The organism is Okeania sp. SIO2C9 (genome assembly GCF_010672455.1).
In the GTDB taxonomy this organism is placed as follows: Bacteria; Cyanobacteriota; Cyanobacteriia; order Cyanobacteriales; family Microcoleaceae; genus Okeania.
In genome coordinates, this window is record NZ_JAAHGO010000028.1 from 1 (window position 1) to 17,057 (window position 17,057).

Consider the following 17,057-nt stretch of genomic DNA (forward strand, 5'->3'; position numbering starts at 1 on the left):
ATGGAGCAACAGCTACCAAACTTAGAGCAGTACACTATATATAGTGTATTGACCTAAGTCCTGATAATGATACTTGTCTTGAGGCGTTAGCGGAGCTTTGCGTCAGCAATCGCTTAACAGATTATAGTGATCGCTCTACTTACTATACGCTATACATAGTGTCTTTGCGTAAGTCCTGTTAATATAATAAGTTATTTTGCATTTAAACCATATATCCAATTTTTGTTAAAGGGAACAGCGGTGCGACCCTGCGGGGTGCGACATATATAGAACCCATTTGAGATCTATATAATTATGGTAGCCAAGTCTTTTCGCCCATCAATGAGTGAGGAAAAATCTGAAAAGGAGTGTTGAATTTTTTGTATTATTTCTCCCCACATCTTCCCTCTTCCCTCTTCCCTCTTCCCTCTTCCCTCTTCCCTCTTCCCTCCTGTCTCCTGTCTCCTAGCTAGAAAAATTTAATATTTATGAAGATACGCTTAGGGGTTCTATAAGTGGTTGTTTTGCTGGCGCACTAACTCCGTTAACCACTGCACGATATGGAAAGCCTAGCATTCCGAGAGGAAAAACGGAACTTCCCGTAAGGTGGGATAGAGTTTGCTAGCGCACAAGTATGTTAACACCTAAGCGTCTTGTAGGAAATTGTCTCCTCGCCATATCCAATCGACCAAGAGAGGAAGCAGGGAATATAGAATTTAAATAATTTTTAGTTAAACTATAAGGACTTAAAAGTTAATTTTTATTACTTTTTTCCTTGATTGCTTGACAAATTTGCAGAAAATATTTAATTTTTGAGAAATCTCTATATGCTTTAGTTTATAGAGAGTATGAAAAACTAAAGGTTTTAAAAAAACAACTTTCTCAAAATAATTTGGAAAATTTTTATGAAGACATAACCTCTGAATAAGAGCTTGATGGAAATTAATCTAACGAGATTATTCAGAATATTAGTTTTGTTAAGTACCTAAGCAAAATTATTTACCTATCCCAATTCTCTGGGATCTTTAGAAGTTCAATAATTCACCTTTTATAGATGTGTAATTAATTTTGCACGACCACTTAAAAATCAATGTCTAGCCAGACTATTTCTGTCAAAAAACTGAAATTTCAATCTATTTCATAATAAACACTATATTTATTTTATGGTAGATGAAATCACAAACAATAACATGATTGGGTAGTTATTTTACATAGCTATATATAGATTTAAGAGAAAATATGATTTTATTTAGTCTATAAAAAAAAACTGAAGTATTTTGATATAATGTCTCTACAAAAGCTTTAGAAGTAGTTGAAGTATAGATTAGGTGATGAAAAAAAAATATAGCTGTAGTTTATCTCGTTTTTTTCTATTTACTATTCATTTATTCTCTCCTGATTTTTGCTTCATTTGCTATAAAAAAAAATAATGAAGTCATTTATTTCAACTGTAATTACTGCTGCTGACATAGCAGAGCGTTTTCCTAACTACTCCGATCTAGAGTGCATTCGAGGCGGTCTACAACGTACTTATGCTCGTATGGAAGCAGCAGAAAAACTAGCTACTCGTATTGATGCTGTGACAAAAGAAGCTAGTGAATGGGTATTTAGAAAGTACCCCGATCTTACCAAACCTGGCGGACATTGTGATTCTCAAGTTAAGATCGAAAAATGTTATCGCGACCTAAGTCATTATCTGAGACTAATTAATTATTGTCTAGTAGTTGGTAGTACTGCTCCTCTGGATGATTGGGGTATTACTGGCCAGCGCGAAGTTTACCGCGCCCTCAATTTGCCTACTGCGCCTTTTGTTAGCGCACTTAAATATACACGGGGTCGTGCTTGTTCCCCCAGAGATATGTCTCCTCAAGCTTTAGCAGAATTTTGGGTTTATCTAGATTATTTAATTGATTCCTTCTCGTAACCAGTGTCGCTGCATAAATACTGTGGTGACTACAAATGATGATCGGGAGATGGGGAGATAATATAATACCAATTTGATAAATGTTTGCTACAAATAGTAAGGAAAAATCAAGCTTTTTAAACACATTTTACCTCAACAAACAAGCCTGTTAAAAATAATGGAATAGGTTCATAAAACCATGTCCGAATGATTAAGTATAATAAAAATTTTCTATTGAAACGCTCTTGAAGAAATATCCCCAATTTATGCTCCGTTTCTAGTGTTATATCTTGAATTTACACCTACTACCTCATAACTTTACGAATGATATAAACTGACACTGAAAGTTTTCAGTCTATGCTTCTGTCGCAAACTGCTGTACGATCTATTCAAGAAACTAATTGTTGATTGTAATTAACACTAGAGAAAATGGATAAGCGTTTTTTGAATATATTCCCCGGATTAAGTGAAGAAAAAGCAATTGCTTTACTAGAAAAACCAATCGAAGAATTAGAAGATAAATCTGATCGTTATATTGCAGCAAGTCATTTAGTTAACTTTCCCAGTGAACGTTCAATCAATGTCTTAATCAAAACTCTACAAGATACAAACCCAGTTCTAGAACATAAAATTGCTAGACGTAAAGCGGTCGAAACATTGGGACGTTTAAATGCGACATCAGCGCTACCTGCAATTAGAGCTTGCTTAAGTGACGAAGACTGTTACACTGTGGAAAATGCTGTCTGGGCAATTGGTGAAATAGGAACTGAAGATCTAGAAATTCTTGCAGAAATTGCTCAATTGTTGGAAAAACCTGGTCAAAGTTATCGTTTGATTATTCAGGTGTTAGGAAAATTTAACTATAAACCTGCAATAAGCAAGATTCAGCAGTTTACAGAATCTGACGACGAACCTATTGCTAGTGCAGCGATCGCTACTGTTTGTCGTTTGACAGAGGATTATTCTCAGATGACAAAAGTAGTAGAATTTTTAGAACACTCAAATGTTAATGCTAGACGGGGTTGTATTCAAGACCTGATTGATACAAAATATTATCCATCTATTCCTAATATTGCTAAATGCCCAGTTTCCATGGTTTTTCGTCTCCGGGGAATTAGACTCCTAGCAGGAACAGGCATTCCCACAGGCGAGATTAACTTTGCTCAGATCGAACCCTATTTAGATTTGGTTGTTCGTGACCATCCCAATGATTTAGAATTAGTCCATGAATACGACCAAACCCCCACTTTAGAATTTTCCATTAAAGAATTATATAGTACAGATTTTGGCAGGTGTTATTTAGCTGGCAAAACCCTTTTAGAGACTTACCCAGAAGTTGCAGGTGTAGCATTAATGGCAACTTTTGCAGAAAGTGCTCATAATGATTATGGCGCTCACTATCATGTAGTGAAGCTTTTGGGTTGGCTTAAATATATTGATGCTTATGAGCTGTTGGTAGAAGCACTGCATAACACAGCGCCTCAGTTTCAGAAATCTCGTGGTGCTGCTGCACTTGCTCTGGCAAATTTAGGAGATGAGAGAGTTATACCTTTACTTAGAGAAAGTATTAGTAATACAAGAATTTTTGACTTGAAATATGCTTGTTTGTTGGGATTAAAACAGTTAGGGGATAGTCAAGGTGCTGATTTAGTTGTTAATGACTCAGATTTATTGATTCAAGCTAAAGCAAAAAATTTGAGTTGAGAATAAATTTAGTTATTGTTATTGATTTTTGTTCCACCAAGCGTTAAATTCCTGAATTTTGTTATGCCTTGGGTTATTGTTAGGCGATCTCTTGAGGGCTTGTAACTGTTGGCTAAAATCTGGTATAATCTATAAAAATCTGGGATTATCTGTTTATGCTACTTGGATTCAAAACTGAACTGCACCCAAATAAGCAGCAAAAAACCTTACTCGCTAAACACGCTGGTGTATCTCGTCACGCTTGGAATTGGGGATTATGGTTGACTAGGAACATCCTTAATCACAATTCAAATAATCCTGAGAGCAAACTTAAATTTCCTACTGCAATCGACCTGCATAAACTTTTAGTAGCAATGGTTAAACCTAAAAACTATTGGTATTATGAAGTGTCTAAAACAGCGCCTCAGTATGCTTTGAGATATTTATCGTTATCTTGGAAGCGTTGTTTTAGTAAAGTCTCAGGGCAACCTAAATTCAAGAAAAAAGGTAGAGATGATAGTTTTCCTGCGGAATGCTACGCAAACACTCTAGATGGGTCAATATCGGTAGGTTTTAATCATATTAAATTACCAAGAATTGGATGGGTAAAAACTTATGAAATACTGCCAGATAATGTATCTCCTAAATCTGTAACTATAACTAAAAAAGCTGATAGATGGTTTGTGAGCTTTAAAGTAGAAACTATACCTCAAATCACTGAGAAGTCAGTAGATGTTGTTGGTGTAGATTTAGGAGTAAAAAACCTAGCTACACTCTCAACTGGTGAGGTTTTTGTTGGTGCTAAGTCCTACAAAAAATTAGAAGCTAAATTATCTAAACTGCAATACCTGAATCGACATAAAGTCAAGTTTTCAAACAACTGGAGGGCAGCACAACTTAAGATAGCTCAGTTACACAAAAGGATAGCCAACATCAGGAATGATGCATTGCATAAACTAACTACTTATTTGGCTAAAAACCACAGTCAAATAGTAATAGAAGACCTTAATGTATCAGGAATGATGGCCAATCATAAGTTGGCTAAGGCTGTTGCTGACATGGGTTTTTACGAGTTCAGAAGACAGTTAGAGTACAAATGTAAGTTATACGGTTCTGAACTAATCATTGTTGATAGATGGTTTCCTAGTTCCAAAACTTGCAGTAGGTGTGGAAAGATTAAAGAGTCTCTGTCTTTGTCAGAAAGAGTGTTTAAGTGCGAACACTGCAATTTTAGCTGTGATTGCTCCGCAACGCTAGCGCGAACGAGATTTGAATGCTAGTTTAAATCTAGCTATGGCGGTCAGTTTGCTCCGCAACGCTAGCGCGAACGACCGTGACAGCTTGTGGACTGGATAACGCCGACGTTGCCAGAATGAAGCAGGAATAGAGCAGATAATCATAGATTTCTATAGATTATCGTAGGTTTCTAAGAACGGTGTACTATTTGTTCCCTTATGGAATTGAAGTTTTATATGAAATACTAAAATTTTTGCTACAAATACGCACGGCTGTTTCCAGGAGTCAGGTAGGTGAGCCGTCGAATTGGCGACGTACAGTAGGAATAGCCTAAATTTGATTTATTACAGTAAAACTCTGTTTTTAGTCAAATCGACATTTCTGGGTCAAGTTTTTTAATCAGCTAAATTATTCGTAGCATTCCTTTTTATATTTCATATTAGAAAAAATTTCTCCCAAGGCCAGCCTTTCTAATATATACTTGTGAGTTGATCGAGTAGAGAAAAAAATATGCAGATGCGTAAGTCTTTAACTGTTTTTTTAACTACAATGGCTGGACTTGTTCTCAGTGCTCCCAACGTGGATGCAGCAGAACTTTATGTCGGTAGCTTTAATAATGATTCAGTTCTTCGCTTTGATAGTAAAACAGGAGAGTTTATTGATACTTTCATCACTGAGGGTTCAGGAGGTTTAGACGGCCCCGTAGCACTAACTTTTAGCCCCAATGACAATAACCTTTATATAATTAGCTTTTTGAGTCGTAACGTTCTACGCTACGATGGCCAAACAGGAGTATTTCTTGATGAATTCATACCCACCGAAAGTGGAAATTTGTTTTTTCCTCAAGATTTAGTATTCGGCCCAGACACCAACTTATACCTCAGTAATACTGGTGCAGATAGTATTAATCAATATGACGGTGTAACAGGAGAATTCCTGGAAGAATTCATTCCTAATCCCAACGATACTACCCTTGTCAATGCTCCTTTTGGAGTGAGATTTGGGCCGGACGGTAAGTTTTATTTTAGCAGCACTTTCACTAATAGTCTATTGAGTTTTGACCCCACCACATCAACTTTAACAACATTAGCAACTATCGAGGAACCTGGTGCATTCCCTGGAGGAATTACTTTTGGTCCTGATGGTAATCTCTATGTTGCTAATTTTGGTGGTAACTCTATTAGTCGTTATAATTTTGAAACCGAGAAAATTGAGCCTTTTGTCCTCAGTATCGATAGCCCAGTTCAACCCCTGTTTGGTCCTGATGGTAATCTGTATGTCAGCAGTAACTCCACAGGAAAGGGAATAACCGTTGCCGGAAGTGTTTTCCGTTTTGATGGCCAAACAGGAGAAATTATTGATGAGTTTATCCCTGCTGGAACTGGGGGACTAGATGGAGCTGGATGGTTAGCTTTCTCAGAAGACAGTGTTTCAACACCAGAACCCTCTGTGAGTCTTTTTAGCTCAGGAGTTTTACTTGGGTTGGGTTTGCTTGGACAAAAACGGCGACAAAAAAACGTTCCATGAAACTTCTCTACAAGGCTTTTAAAAAATGAATATTTAATTTCCGCCAAATGTCTTTTTCTTCTGAAGTTATTGTTGGGTTGCGGGAGAACCTAAGCAAAACTACTGGACTGTTTCATCTAAAATAGTCCGTTAGATGGGGAGGGGAGATGGGGAGATGAGGAGATCAAGACACCTAGAAGCAAAAATCTATTGCACAGTTTTAGGTGTGTCAGTCTACTACAGTAAGATCAAAATTTAATCAAATAGGGTATAGTTCAATATAAATATGCTGCGTTTAATTTGGAAATTTTTCACAATATTTCTTTTATTAACCATCTTTTGGTTAGGCACTCCATTAACAGTAATAGCTGCCAGTGAATCACAGAATATTACTCCTACTCAGTTAGAAGAATTAGATGACCTATTTAATCAAGCCTTAAATGCCAGTAATAACGGTGACTTTGCCAACGCCGAACAATTATGGACTCAAATCCTAGAACAATATCCCGATAATCCAGCAATTTGGAGCAACAGAGGTAATATTAGACTTAGCCAAAATAAAATAGAAGAGGCAATATCTGATTATCAAAAAGCAATAGAAATTTTTCCTAATGCTCCCGATCCTTATCTAAATCGTGGTATTGCTTATGAAAGACTCAACAAATGGTCAGAAGCGATCGCTGATTATAATCAAGTTATAGAATTAGACCCTGAAGATCCAGTTGCCTACAATAACCGTGGCAATGCAGAAGGAGGATTAGGAGAATGGGAAAAAGCCACCGAAGATTACAAAAAAGCTTCTGAATTAGCTCCTGAATATGCCTTTGCTCGTGCCAATTATTCTCTAGCTCTTTACCAAATTGGACAAACTCAGGAAGCAGTAAAAACCATAAAAAGCCTGGTTCGTAAATATCCTAACTTTGCTGATATGCGGGCAGCTTTAACCGCTTGTCTCTGGGAACAAGGCAAAAAAGGAGAAGCAGAAAGTAACTGGGTAGCTGCTGTAGGATTAGATCCCCGTTATCAAGACCTTGATTGGGTAGCTAACGTTCGTCGTTGGCCTCCTACATTAGTTAATAGTTTGGAGAAATTTATTAAACTAGAATAATTATAATTAGATATCGTAGTAGGGCTTGAGCAATAAAGATAGATATTTCCTGTGGTGACATACTCCCACGCTAACCCCAAAGGTATAGCGTGGGCTTCTCGTTTCATAGTCCTGCAATTGCGTGGGACTCCGCGAGCTTTAAGGACGGGATGCCCCGCCGCCCTTTTTGCAAATAAAAAAGCTGCTCACCTAGCGCCGCAATAAGATTTTACATTCCCAACGGATTACTAGGATGGATGGAATATAATCCCATATCTTACTTTGATTTTCATGGTTCATCACGCTGCGGTTGTTAACTCAAACCAGCTTGAGTTTATCATAACATAAAATTTGTAAATTAATGGGACATCGAGTCCCATTAATTTACCGTCGATTCATCTGACACCAAATTTTCAATTATGGTGTGAGGCTTCTCGACGCTCTAGCTAAAGTCCTACTACAAATAAAAACTTTTTTATAACTTAATTATCTGGCAATATTATGTAGGCCATAGAAAATAGGCAATAGTGTAGGAGGATCACTAATTTCCCAGACAAATATCTGGGAACGTATAGTAGTCGCCAGGGTAGTTAGGACATTCTCAAACCTTAAAATTTCGTTACATCCAGAATTCTAAATTCTAAATTCTAAATTCTAAATTCTAAATTCTTACTGTGGTAACCACCCTGCACTAAGAAGTATAGTTAAACCCATAAAAAGTACAGAAAAAGTCCAAGTAATCCTATTCAAAGTTATCTCTGCACTCTTGGTGCTAGTAAACAATTGAGCTTGTCCACCAATACCACCAATTCCATCACCTTTGGGGCTGTGTAACAAGACAAATACAACAATACCTATAGCCGATATAATCCAGATAATTTCTGCAAGTTGAACAACATTCATAATTTTTAATTCGTTAAAAAATCCAAGAATTTCACTGATATTGAGAAGGAGAGGTAATAATTAATAATTAATAATTAATTGTTGAACTGCCTCCTACCTGCCTGACTGACTACAAACCTACTCGTACAGGAGTACGATTTTGTTGAATATCATATCCGGCTTTTTCTATTATTGACCTTCCAGTCATCTCAGGAGGTTGGGGCAACTGTAGAATTTCCAAAATAGTTGGTGCTACATCTGCTAAACACCCATCTTGTCGCAAAGGAACTTCAGTGCCATGACCAGGAATTTTTCTTCCCTCTCCTTCTATAAGTATAAATGGCACAGGATTTGTAGTGTGAGCTGTCCAAGGACTTCCTTCTTCGTCCCACATATATTCAGCATTACCATGGTCAGCAATAATTATTGCTGTGCCGCCTGCTTTACTAATACTATCTAAAAGTTTTCCTAAACAATGGTCAACTGTTTTAACCGCATTCACCGCTGCATCCATCACCCCAGTATGACCTACCATATCAGGGTTAGCATAATTAATCACAATTAGAGAATAGATTTGTTTTTCCACAGCAGCGATCGCTACTTCTGTCACTTCTGCTGCTGACATTTCTGGTGCTTCATCATAATGAGCTACCATTGGACTTTGAATCAATTCTCGGTCTTCTCCCTCAAATGGTTGTTCTAAACCTCCATTGAAAAAGTAAGTTACATGAGCATATTTTTCAGTTTCAGCAGTGCGGAGTTGACGGAGACCATGCTGAGAAATTACTTCTCCGAGAATATTATTTAAGTTTTGAGGCTTAAAAGCCACTAAGACAGATAAACTAGGGTCATATTGAGTAAAAGTTAAAAATGTCAATGGTTGAATTTGTTGGCGTTCAAACCCATTAAAATCTGGATCTACAAAAGCTTGAGTCAATTGACGGGCACGATCAGGACGAAAATTAAAGAATATTACTCCATCTCCAGGTTCTATCGCTCCAGGGGATACTCTAACTGGGATAACAAATTCATCTGTTATACCCTCAGTATAAGACTTTTGTAGTAAATCAGAAGCAGAGCAACCAACCCCATAACCGTCTTTGGTCATCACTTCATAAGCTTTTTGAATTCTATCCCATCGTTTATCCCGGTCCATTGCATAGTAGCGACCGCTAATAGTTGCAATTCGTCCTACACCACTTTGATTAATGTGATATTCTATTTGTTTGAGTACCTGAACTCCTGATTTTGGGTTTGTATCACGTCCATCAGTAATAGCATGAATACAAACATCTGAAATTCCTTTTGCTTTGGCCATATCCAGTAAACCTAACAAGTGGTTTACATGAGAATGAACTCCTCCTGGGGAACATAAACCCACTAAATGTAGTTTGGAATTACGCTCACTAACATCTTGACAACATTTTTCTATGTCTTGATTTTGAGCAATTGACCCATCTTCTACAGCATCAGATATTCTTACCAACTCCTGGGGTACAATTCTCCCCGCACCAATATTTAAGTGACCGACCTCCGAGTTACCCATTTGACCTTCTGGCAAACCTACTGCTTTGCCCGAAGCTTGAATCGAAGTTCTAGGATATGCTTGCCAAAGGCTATCAATTATAGGTGTTTCACCAACAGCAATGGCATTTCCTTCTTTTTCTTCTCGATAACCCCAACCATCTAGAATAATTAGTACAACCGGAGATATAGAAACTGTTCCCATGATTTTTTACCTTTGATACCTAATCTCGGTTCTATAATGACTAAATTCAACATACTACAATTGAGTATATTTTTATCTAATCTCTATTAATGTCTACTAATTAAGTAGACCAGTCTTATTGAAAAGTTTAGCTGAAGTTACTATATCATTCAAATTATTTCTTGATTTTACTTTAGATGAATTTTATTAATATATAAGATTAAATTAGATTTACATAAATTTGATGATAAACAGAGGTAAAATGGAATACATTGAGAAGTTAATTAGAGAAAAAATATAACTCACGATAAACCAATTAATGATGGATAATTTAATTTTTTTTTAATAAATTTATTGTCAAAAAACGAATTTTTAAACAAAATAAAACAGTCAAAACAAATATCCTGATTTTTTTTTTAAGAATTGAATTTTGGTATAACTAGTTCACAATGAAGATTGGCTTGACGCTATAGTTATTGAAAGTAGATCAAAAAAACTTAAAAATGTGATACTTAGAGTAGCAACGATGGTATTTTTGATCTTAAAACTATTGTAAAATTTATCAACATAAACAAAATCTCAAATGAACAAAGTATTGTATTTCGTCAGCATAGGAATATTAGCCTTCTGGATACTTAAAGGTGAGTCTGTAGCACTTAATGATGAAGATATGCAACTAATGGCATTATCAGATTCTGCCAGTTTTTCTAACCAAATCCTAGCTCAAGTTCCAGATTCTCCATCTTCTGATTCACAATCACAATCGACTATTCCATCAGCAGAAGTTCCAGAAAAGTCCAATACAGTTGCTAACTTGATCCAATCTACCGACCCAGAGGAAAGAGAAAAAGTTTTACAGCAAAACTTAGGAAATGAGGTAGATGATACTACAATTCAACCTTCTGAAACAATATCTGTTCCTAGAGGTAGAGACCCATTTTCTGTTGTTCCTGAAATACCAGTACCAGAATTAGCACCAGAAGAATCTTCCGTAGCCCAATTGCCAGAAATACAAGGCCAACAACTACCTGGTCTACCTACCCTTCCTGAAACTACAGCCCCCACTACTTGGCGACAAAATGTTAGAAGGATAGTGCCTAGCGATGATAGTGTCATTGTTGCTCAACAAAGACGAAGAAGACCATTACCTAATGCTTCACCATTTGAAAACTCATTTGTAGAACATGGTTGTTAATATTATCACAAACGTAGTATTATTTTGCTAAATTTTTGCTACCCTTGACAATATTAGGCTTTTCGGAACTAGCAATGCGTAAATTTTTACTAATATTAGCAGCAGGGTTATTATCGGTCTGGATAAGTGGATGTGAATCTCTACCATTTTTTAACAGAGGAAACAGTTCTACTGCCAATACTCCAGAAGCCTCTCCTACTGCAATAGACCCTCCTGAATCTCCTTCTCCAATTCTTTCTGTTGACGAACCTTTCCCATCTCCAGATGTTCCTCAAAAGTCAGATACGGCAAAAGATTTAATTAGGTCTACAGACCCGAATCAAAGAACACAATCCCTCCAACAAGAAGTTCAAACTCAAAAACCTACTTCTATTTCAAGCATTCCAGATACCAGAGACCCCTTCTCCAATTTACCAACTATTCCAGTACCAAGTCGGAGACCGGATCGAACAGGAGATTCTGTATCTACCCAACTTCCTGAATTAGATAGTCAGCAAGTACCAAATATTCCAACTCTACCAGAAACCAAATCCCCTTCCTCTTGGAGGGAACCAGAGTCAACTGCAATCAGAACAAACCAAGGGACGGACTCAAACCAAGTTGCTCAACAACAAAATTCACAACAGCCATCTGCCACAAACAGACAAAATTCAAGTTCAGCTCAATCACCCCCTCCATCAAGGCAAACGGCAACTCCATCAAGGCAAACAGCAACTCCATCAAGGCAAACAGCCAACAGTAAGCTACCGCAAAATACTAACAAACAAGCAGCATTAAAAAACAATACTCAGTCAGGAAAAAATAATAATACAACAGTTGCAGCTCATCCTCCAGGTACTACACAACAATCACAATCTCAAGAGCCACCATCTCCACCAAAACCCCCAGAGTTACCCAGTTCATCGACTCAACAAGTACCAGGTTTACCAGAACTGCCAATAGGGTCAACCCCGCCTCCTCAGTGGCGAGGGCCAGGCTTTCCACCACCACCGCCACCACCACCACCACCACCGCCACCACCACCACCGCCACCAGATACAACTATTGCCGACGGTATAGAAGTTAGCGGAGTTGTGCAAGTAGGACATCAAAAGCAAATCATTGTTAAGGTTCCTACAGAACCTACAAGTAGATATGTAAAAATTGGACAACGATTAGCTAATGGTAAGGTATTGGTAAAGCGAGTGGACTTTAAAACAGGAGCTGACCCAGTTGTCGTGTTTGAGCAAAGTGGTGTGGAAATTCAAAAAGAGGTAGGTAGTCAACCAACAACTGAGTAGTAAAAAAAATCAATTATCATAATTAAATTTCGTCAATTTTGACTGCATGGAAAAACATAATTATGGAAAATTTATGCTGAATAAGAACTGGTAATAATAGATTTCATGGAAAGTCAAATTGAAAGAATTAAAAAAAGACAAAAAAAGAACATACTTTAAAAACACAATTGATAATTAGACAAAAAAGTAGTTTGATTATGTGCCTAGTCAAGAGAAAATAAAAAATCATGATTTTAAACTATTGAAAAATAGTTCAGTAAAATTGAGATAATTTAATTAAAGTTATTGCCGATTAAGGCAATCAAGGAATTGCAAAAATTTATCAATTAAGTAAAACACCGATTAAGAAAAATAAAGAGAAAAAGTTAACAAAATAAGAGAAAAAATATAATCGTCAACTTAATAGATGACGAATGAAAGTAGAACATATTCTAATCCTGAACAAAATCTTAGAATCAATTTCCACAGTTCTGTGCAACTGTATATAATGGAATCAAGAAATAACAGAAACTCTTTAAATTAATAAATAGGCTTGATATCGGCTATGGTGCTATCAATAAAACAACTAAAAATAGCGATATTAACAGGTTCTTGCCTGGGATACACAATTTTGATGTGGCATCCTCAGTCCTTAATGGCACAAGAACAAACAGAAGCACCTTTTTGTGAAGGAAACCCTCCTACTGGCAGAGTTAAATGCAATTATCCCAATGGAGATAATTATGCTGGAGATTTTGTCAATGGAAGACCAGAAGGAAGTGGTGTATATGTCTATGCTAATCGTAATCGCTACGAAGGACAGTTTCGGAATGGCTTTCCTAATGGACAGGGTACTTTTATATTCTCTGATGATTCCAGAGTGACAGGAGTCTTCCAAAATGGACAGATTAGGTCAGGTACAATTATTTTCGCCAATGGCGATCGCTTTGTTGGAGAATTTAACTTAGTGGAGAATCTCTCTAGTAATGTGATTAGTAGTCAGCCTACTGGTCAAGGTCAATTCATTTATGCTAATGGCGATCGCTATGAGGGAGAATTCTTTGCTGGTTCTCCTTTTGGCCCAGGAGTTTTTACTCGTGCTGATGGCATACGATGTCAAGGAGATTTTTATAATTCAGAACTAGATGGTAGAGGAAGGTGTACATATCCTAATGGAATTCGTTATCAAGGAGAGTTAAGAGGAGGAATACCTCATGGTGTCGGGATTATTATAGATGCTGAAGGAAAACGATTTCCAGGAGTATTCCGTAATGGTCAAAGGCAAGAAGAAACATAGTAGACATATCCAGAAAAAGATGGAGTAGGGAGTAGGGAGTAGGGGGAAAAATTTGATAATTTCTGTGGGGTAATTGATTTTATTTTTTATTATTTAGATATGTCTAGTAGTAAATAATACTATCTATGATATAGCATTTCCCATACTCGTGAGGTACAGAATTTTTTGGCTTTGGTAAGTGGAAAATTAGAGGAGTATAAAGATAAAGAAAATAACTGTACTTCATAACTGTGGGAATTGCTATAGATGAAAAATTCCTCATTTAGAATAGGACGGAGATGAAGGAAGAATATAAAACCTTTTTGGTCTTCAGTCAACAATAGTAGAAAAGGCAAAGCTATTCTAAAAGCTATGTAATATCAGAGCTGTTTTGTGTAATGAGAAAACAGCTCCCCTTGCTTCAATACCAAATATCTCTATTGTCTCTGCTTTTTTCTGACTTATTTGTAACCCACATTCCGCACTTCAATTTATATCATTAAAAGTCAAACCATTTATTGATACTTTGAGAAAGTACGAAACTTGAATTTGTCAGACTTATTTACCACTATGAATTAGAGAAGATAAAATAATTATAAATTGAATGAGAAAATAATTTTATAGACTTACATAATAATTTGACTATTTACTATTGTCTCAATATCCACAAGAACTCACAGCTTAAATTAAAATTGGTATATAAATCTTAAAAAGAATAAAATGTAGAAATATTTAATTGCCAAGAGCAAACCAATTAAAACAAAATGACAGCAAGCACCTCTACTTCCTCTGGAAACCAGCAGTTTCCCTTTAATTTTGCCCCCCATGCTACACAAGATAGTGATTTTCTCCAACAACTAGAATTTATTCCTGGCTTAAAAGAAATATTGACAATTAGACAAGTTCATGCTCTAGAACACGCTACAGTTTGGGTACTGAGTGAATTAGCAAACTCAGGAAATTCAACATCTTATGACGAATCAATTGGAGGAATGTCCACACCACAAGGATTTTACCTTTATGGTTCAGTAAATCCATCTCAATTAGAGCACGCAGTAGAAATAGCATTACAGCGAATTACTTCTGGAGAATGGAACTTGGCAGTACATCCTAGATGTGGCACAAATTTATCAGTGGCAATGACCCTCACTCTAGGATTGGCTCTAGGTATAAATACACTTATGCCCAGGAAACCAATTGAGCAACTCTTAGGTTTTGGCATTGCAGCTACGGCAGCGATCCAAGTAGCACCAGAGCTAGGTAATTTAGCCCAAAAATATTTAACAACCGCTATTCCTTTCAATTTAAGAGTGGTAAATATTTCTGTAACTCAAGATTTATGGGGCCGTCCAGCTCATTTTGTTCAAGTATCCTGGCTCAATTAATTGCAACAAAACTTAAAAAAATCTCAGACTGAAAAGATATAGTATGAGAGGACGATTTTACCATTATTAAATTTTAAGGAAAAAAAATTCATGGTTCAACGTGGTTCTAAAGTTCGGATTTTACGCAAAGAATCCTACTGGTATAACGAAATTGGTACAGTTGCTTCCGTGGACAAAAGTGGCATTAAGTACCCTGTTATTGTTCGCTTTGACAAAGTAAATTATGCAGGTTTTAGTGGTAGTGCAGCTGGCGTTAACACTAATAACTTTGGTACCTCAGAAGTAGTAGAGGTAGAAGCTCCTAAAGGTAAAAAGAATTAGCCTCAAACTATTCTTTGAACCCAGAGCTATAGCAAAACCTAAAAAGCTTCGGGAGGAAGTAAGCACTGCCCGTTTTAACGGCTGGTTGAATAACGACACGCGGGTAATAAAGCGGAGTGAAGTTCTGCCATAATAGAAATAGCAAGTAAGAACAAGGTTTGTCTCCATGATCTCTAGCTAGTGCGGTGAAATTCGGGTGGACAGGAGACGGGGAATTGATTTCCTACGACAGTTGTTTGCGTAGCATTCGACACCGAAAAGCAAGCAGGCAGCTAGAGCAGCGAGAAGATTGCTCCAACATATTGAGTAAAACCACTCGTGAAAGCTATTAAAAAAAGTAAGCTAACAGCTAGACAATAGTCTATGCCGAGAAGCCTAGAAGTCTGTTGACAGGCTTGAAGCAAATGTGGATTTATCCCATTTGCGGTTGGTTAACCGCAGAATCCAGGGTGTTTCAACCCCTGGAGATGTCAACTCAGTTGAACAATTCTAATTAAATAAACAAAAATAGGCCAAAACTGGCTCGTATCGATGCTTAACTAGAAAAAATTTCTACAGTTTCTATATAATAATTAAGACTGTGAGAATTATAGTTAACACTGTGCCAGAACTGCCAGAAGTAGAAATAGTAAAACGAGGTCTCAATCAACTGACTCTCAATAAAAAAATAGTGGGTGGGGAAGTGTTGTTAGAACGCACAGTTGCCCACCCAATTTCTGTAGGTGATTTTTTGGGTGGCTTGCAGGGAAAAGCGATCGCGGGGTGGCATAGACGAGGTAAATATTTATTTGCCCAACTCTACAAGTGGGACACAAAAACGCCAAAACTTACACAACTTAAAGAAAACCAAGATGGTTGGTTGGGAGTACATCTACGAATGACAGGCCAACTGTTATGGGTAAAACCAGAAGAAAGTCTACATAAACACACGCGAGTGAGAATATTTTTTGGCGATCGCTCTTCAGGAAGTGGAGGTCATCCTACCAATGAATTAAGATTTGTAGACCAACGTACTTTTGGTCAGATGTGGGGAGTACCACCCGCAACAGAAATATCTCACATTATTACTGGTCTGAAAAAACTAGGTCCTGAACCATTCTCCGCTGAATTTTGCCCAGAATATCTTACCAACAAACTTGACAAAAGACACAGAGCAATTAAAACAGCCCTTTTAGACCAGACAACAATTGCTGGGTTGGGTAATATTTATGCTGATGAAGCACTATTTCTCAGTGGTATTAGACCAACAACTCTGTGCAAAGATTTGACGGAAACTCAAATAGAACAACTTCATCTAGCTATACTCAAAGTATTACAAAACTCTATAGATGCAGGTGGTACAACATTCAGCAACTTCCTAAATGTTAAGGGAGTTAATGGCAATTATGGTGGTGTGGCTTGGGTTTATAATCGTGCTGGTCAACCATGTAGAATTTGTGATACTTCTTTAGAGAAAATTAAACTAGCGGGTAGGTCTACTCATTTTTGTCCTCAATGTCAAGAAGGTTAGTAGAAGCTAAGAGTTGTCTGCTCGTACTTAATCTTCCTGCTATAAGACCAGATTTTGGTAGCCCCCTATAATATTTTTCGGTAACTGTTAGGCTCAACGTCGGGTCATTCACTCCCATTCCGTATTA

13 protein-coding genes and 1 pseudogene are annotated in these 17,057 nt (G+C 37.1%); 12 read left to right on the forward strand and 2 right to left on the reverse strand.

The window, feature by feature from the left end; all coding sequences use genetic code 11:
* Positions 1–1,408 precede the first annotated feature (1,408 nt).
* The 5 genes from F6K23_RS21120 to F6K23_RS21140 all read left to right on the forward strand — a co-directional run bounded on the left by F6K23_RS21120 (position 1,409) and on the right by F6K23_RS21140 (position 7,415).
* Entirely contained in the window at positions 1,409–1,903 is a 495-nt protein-coding gene (locus F6K23_RS21120) for a bleomycin hydrolase (RefSeq protein ID WP_293159474.1), read from the forward strand.
* A gap of 408 nt (positions 1,904–2,311) precedes the next feature.
* Complete coding sequence (locus tag F6K23_RS21125; protein WP_293159476.1) at positions 2,312–3,586, forward strand: HEAT repeat domain-containing protein; 1,275 nt, start codon at positions 2,312–2,314, stop codon at positions 3,584–3,586.
* A gap of 155 nt (positions 3,587–3,741) precedes the next feature.
* Entirely contained in the window at positions 3,742–4,845 is a 1,104-nt protein-coding gene (locus tag F6K23_RS21130; protein WP_293159477.1) for an RNA-guided endonuclease TnpB family protein, read from the forward strand.
* A gap of 472 nt (positions 4,846–5,317) precedes the next feature.
* A complete protein-coding gene (locus F6K23_RS21135; protein ID WP_293159479.1) occupies positions 5,318–6,328 on the forward strand; it encodes an SMP-30/gluconolactonase/LRE family protein in 1,011 nt (336 codons plus the stop codon).
* Between the two features lie 265 nt (positions 6,329–6,593).
* Positions 6,594–7,415 carry a tetratricopeptide repeat protein gene (locus tag F6K23_RS21140; RefSeq protein WP_293159481.1) on the forward strand — a complete coding sequence of 274 codons (822 nt, stop codon included), beginning with the start codon at positions 6,594–6,596 and terminating at the stop codon, positions 7,413–7,415.
* 648 nt (positions 7,416–8,063) lie between these two features.
* Here the strand turns inward: F6K23_RS21140 and secG are convergent.
* Together secG and gpmI are read right to left on the reverse strand one after the other, a co-directional pair.
* Positions 8,064–8,297, reverse strand: coding sequence for a preprotein translocase subunit SecG (secG, locus tag F6K23_RS21145; RefSeq protein WP_124147553.1), 234 nt, complete (start codon positions 8,295–8,297; stop codon positions 8,064–8,066).
* A gap of 109 nt (positions 8,298–8,406) precedes the next feature.
* On the reverse strand, positions 8,407–10,005 hold the full coding sequence (gpmI, locus tag F6K23_RS21150; protein ID WP_293159482.1) for a 2,3-bisphosphoglycerate-independent phosphoglycerate mutase: 1,599 nt from the start codon (positions 10,003–10,005) through the stop codon (positions 8,407–8,409).
* A gap of 562 nt (positions 10,006–10,567) precedes the next feature.
* On the opposite strand from gpmI, the gene F6K23_RS21155 reads away from it, so the two are divergent.
* The 7 genes and pseudogenes from F6K23_RS21155 (at position 10,568) to F6K23_RS21185 (ending at position 16,930) form a co-directional block, all read left to right on the forward strand.
* Positions 10,568–11,179, forward strand: a complete 612-nt coding sequence (locus tag F6K23_RS21155) for a hypothetical protein (RefSeq protein WP_293159483.1) — start codon at positions 10,568–10,570, stop codon at positions 11,177–11,179.
* Between the two features lie 74 nt (positions 11,180–11,253).
* A complete protein-coding gene (locus tag F6K23_RS21160) occupies positions 11,254–12,459 on the forward strand; it encodes a hypothetical protein (RefSeq protein WP_293159484.1) in 1,206 nt (401 codons plus the stop codon).
* 84 nt (positions 12,460–12,543) lie between these two features.
* Positions 12,544–12,866, forward strand: a pseudogene (locus tag F6K23_RS21165) (transposase); the annotation flags it as partial.
* Positions 12,867–13,003: 137 nt separating this feature from the next.
* Positions 13,004–13,735 carry an MORN repeat-containing protein gene (locus F6K23_RS21170; RefSeq protein ID WP_293159486.1) on the forward strand — a complete coding sequence of 244 codons (732 nt, stop codon included), beginning with the start codon at positions 13,004–13,006 and terminating at the stop codon, positions 13,733–13,735.
* Positions 13,736–14,478: 743 nt separating this feature from the next.
* Positions 14,479–15,099, forward strand: a complete 621-nt coding sequence (locus F6K23_RS21175; protein ID WP_293159488.1) for a DUF6391 domain-containing protein — start codon at positions 14,479–14,481, stop codon at positions 15,097–15,099.
* A 90-nt stretch (positions 15,100–15,189) separates the two neighbouring features.
* Positions 15,190–15,420, forward strand: coding sequence for a photosystem I reaction center subunit IV (locus F6K23_RS21180; protein ID WP_287520930.1), 231 nt, complete (start codon positions 15,190–15,192; stop codon positions 15,418–15,420).
* Between the two features lie 601 nt (positions 15,421–16,021).
* A complete protein-coding gene (locus F6K23_RS21185; RefSeq protein WP_293159490.1) occupies positions 16,022–16,930 on the forward strand; it encodes a DNA-formamidopyrimidine glycosylase in 909 nt (302 codons plus the stop codon).
* The last annotated feature ends 127 nt before the right edge of the window (positions 16,931–17,057 follow it).